Source organism: Streptococcus sp. 2022WUSS037, from assembly GCF_044427225.1.
Lineage (GTDB): Bacteria > Bacillota > Bacilli > Lactobacillales > Streptococcaceae > Streptococcus.
On the sequence record NZ_JAOTGJ010000063.1, the window covers coordinates 1 to 3,155 of the forward strand.

The following is a 3,155-nucleotide window of genomic DNA, read 5'->3' on the forward strand; positions in this document are numbered from 1 at the left end:
CAACTCATCCGTCTAGTGCAAGCACCAGACTTCAGCGTTCTACTTGCATGTATTAGGCACGCCGCCAGCGTTCGTCCTGAGCCAGGATCAAACTCTCATAAAAAGTTTTGATTCAAACTCAAGCTATCACTAGCTTTCCGTTTTATTGTTTTGTTTTGTCATTGACGATTTATCCTTAGATAAATCACCCTGCACGTTTGGTTCGTCTTCTTTAATTTTCAAAGGTCTTGTTCGTTGTCGCGCTCTCGCGACAACTATCTTAGTTTATCATTTCTTAAAAACTTTGTCAACACTTTTTTGAAACTTTTTTTCGTTTCGCTGTTAACCAGTCCCTCAAGAGACAACTCAATTATTCTATCATCTTCTACTGAACTTGTCAACACTTTTTCAAAACTTTTTTTCATTCCGCTACTGACTAACTCCTCAAGAGACAACTCAATTATTCTATCACGACATACTATACATTGTCAACCGGTTTTTTGGGATTTTTTGGATTTTTTAAACACTCTCTATTCTTCCAGTTCGTGATTCCCTTCTTATTAGAACCCGTACGGATATACTCTCTCGTACAATCCCTAATATCAATCCAAGTTTAAATGTTCGACCTTGGAAAAATCTCCCACATCAATACACAGTTCATTTTTGACACGTTCCTTCTTTGTTAACCTTTCAACAACAATGTGAAGAGCTATATAGTTGATATTCTTTCCTGTTTATTATGTAGTGACCGAATTTGCTCCTAATTGACTTTATATCTAGACTATTTTTTCAAAAAACAAAAGTCGCTAGATTTTTCTAACGACTTTGTTATTATACGCGTTCAACTTTGCCTGATTTTAGTGCACGTGCTGAAGCCCAAACTTTTTTAGGTTTACCATCAATCAAAACAGTTACTTTTTGAAGGTTTGGTTTAACTGCGCGTTTAGTTTGGTTCATAGCGTGTGAACGGTTGTTACCTGATACAGTCTTACGACCAGTGAAATAACATACTTTAGCCATTGTATCTTCCTCCTCATTTGATCAAATATATCGGATGTGCTAGCACCACATACCATACTATTCTAACAGAAAAGATTGGACTTGGCAAGAATTATTTTCACTTTCTTTTTTTAAAATATCTATACTCATAGGTAAATATTTTAATACTACAGTTTGCGCACCATCCATAATTCTTCGTTCTCTAAGCTATTACAGTCATGAAAACTTTGGAGCGGTTTATATTTTAATTGTTCTCTGCTCACTTCTATCGTAGATTTCTTCATAGCGAAGAACTAGATCAAACTCAATCAACTACATAACAAAAAGGATTCTCGAAAGAAAATCCTTTTTGGTTTACTCTAAGAAACTTATGCTTTGTTTGCTTGGAATCTGAGATTTCTTCGCAGTTACATTAAGCTTTGTTCGCTGAACCGAATACGTCGATACGCTCTTCAACAGATGCTTGGATAGCTTTCACGCCGTCTGCCAAGAATTTACGTGGGTCAAAGAGTTTTTTCTTATCGTATTCTGCTTCGTTTGCTTCATAAGCCGCTGCAAACTTACGAGTTGCGTTTGCAAATGCGATTTGGCACTCAGTGTTTACGTTAACTTTAGCAACACCCAATTTGATCGCTTCTTGGATTTGTGCATCTGGAATACCTGAACCACCGTGCAATACGATTGGGAAACCTGGTACAGCTTCAGTCAATTTACGCAAGTGGTCAAGGTCAAGACCTTCCCAGTTTGCTGGGTATGGACCGTGGATGTTACCGATACCTGCTGCCAAGAAGTCAATACCAGTTGCAACCATTGCTACTGCGTCTTCAATTGGAGCCAATTCACCAGTACCTACGATACCATCTTCTTCACCACCGATAGTACCAACTTCAGCTTCAACTGAGATACCTTTAGCGTGCGCCAATTCTACAACTTCTTTTGCTTTTGCAAGGTTTTCTTCTACTGGAAGGTGTGAACCGTCAAACATGATAGAAGTGTAACCAACTTCGATACACTCAAGTGCATCTTCGTAGTGACCGTGGTCAAGGTGAATAGCAACTGGAACTGTAATGTTCATTGATTCAATCAAGTTTGCAATCAAGTTACGAGCTACTTTGTAACCACCCATGTACTTAGCCGCACCCATAGAAGTTTGGATAAGAACTGGAGCTTGTTTTGCTTCTGCTGCACGCAAGATAGCTTGAGTCCACTCAAGGTTGTTTGTGTTAAATCCACCAACTGCATAACCGTTGTCACGCGCTGCTTGGACAAATTTTTCTGCTGAAACTAATGGCATTTCGATAGCCTCCTAATATTTTTTGAGGTTGCACCTCATACTCTTCTATTCTACCATTTTTATTTTGAAAATGCTAGTTGAAACCGTCTAGTTTTGAGAAAACTTTCACATATCTTTTCATGAAAGCCATAATAATGCCTGTTTCGTATCATTCTTGTAATTTATGAACTAGCATATATCGTGCTCTGCACTTATCTGGACAAAGCAAAAGGACTAGCCTTAGCTAGTCCACTATGCGGAGAGTGGGACTTGAACCCACACGACCTAAAGCGGTCACAGGATCCTTAGTCCTGCGCGTCTGCCAATTCCGCCATCCCCGCTTAACACAAGAACTAGTATATCATTAGGAACTATCCTTGTCAACACTTTTTTTGAATTTTATTTTTTATTTTTACTTTTTTTGCCAAAACCGAAAGTTCTATAATGAAGTTAGCCACCTTACCTTAGTCAAAAATTAGATGTTTCACTATATGTGAGTAAGTTGATGATTTCATTTGATAACAGGCTTGAAGCTGTTAGGCTAGTTGCCCAAGGCTAATCATAGCCTTGGTTTAGCTGAAAAAACAGGTTCAAGGGTTCCTGTTGTCAAATGAAATGTGATTTAAGGTATAAGAAAACACCTCTGTGCTATACTTGTTGTTCACCACAAACACAAGGAAAGGCACAGAGATGCAAGAACATTATACTCCAAAAGGGAAACATTTGACAATAGATAATCGTCGCTTGATTGAGCGGTGGAAACTTGAAAATAAGTCCAATCGTGAAATTGCAGGCTTGTTAGGAAAGGCGCCTCAAACGATTCATAATGAAATCAAGCGTGGGACAACCTTACAACAAGTGCGAAAAGGGGTCTACAAAAAAGTTTATTCTGCTGATTATGCAC

3 protein-coding genes, 1 tRNA gene and 1 rRNA gene are annotated in these 3,155 nt (G+C 38.5%); 1 reads left to right on the forward strand and 4 read right to left on the reverse strand.

Features of this window, described 5'->3' with window-relative positions; translation table 11 throughout:
* The 4 genes from ODU55_RS11495 to ODU55_RS11510 all read right to left on the reverse strand — a co-directional run.
* Positions 1–103 (reverse strand): 16S ribosomal RNA (locus ODU55_RS11495); the annotation flags it as partial.
* 707 nt (positions 104–810) lie between these two features.
* Positions 811–999, reverse strand: a complete 189-nt coding sequence (gene rpmB, locus ODU55_RS11500; protein ID WP_001140948.1) for a 50S ribosomal protein L28 — start codon at positions 997–999, stop codon at positions 811–813.
* Between the two features lie 391 nt (positions 1,000–1,390).
* A complete protein-coding gene (locus ODU55_RS11505) occupies positions 1,391–2,272 on the reverse strand; it encodes a class II fructose-bisphosphate aldolase (RefSeq protein ID WP_004195761.1) in 882 nt (293 codons plus the stop codon).
* A gap of 234 nt (positions 2,273–2,506) precedes the next feature.
* Positions 2,507–2,592, reverse strand: a tRNA-Leu gene (locus ODU55_RS11510).
* Positions 2,593–2,941: 349 nt separating this feature from the next.
* Here ODU55_RS11510 and ODU55_RS11515 point away from each other — a divergent pair.
* Positions 2,942–3,155 (forward strand): helix-turn-helix domain-containing protein (locus tag ODU55_RS11515; protein ID WP_153049227.1); only part of this gene is annotated, 214 nt, incomplete at its 3' end.

Excerpts from the sequence above, each read along its gene's own strand:
- rpmB (WP_001140948.1), bottom strand. The coding sequence starts at position 999 with ATGGCTAAAGTATGTTATTTCACTGGTCGTAAGACTGTATCAGGTAAC.
- ODU55_RS11505 (WP_004195761.1), bottom strand. The coding sequence starts at position 2,272 with ATGCCATTAGTTTCAGCAGAAAAATTTGTCCAAGCAGCGCGTGACAAC.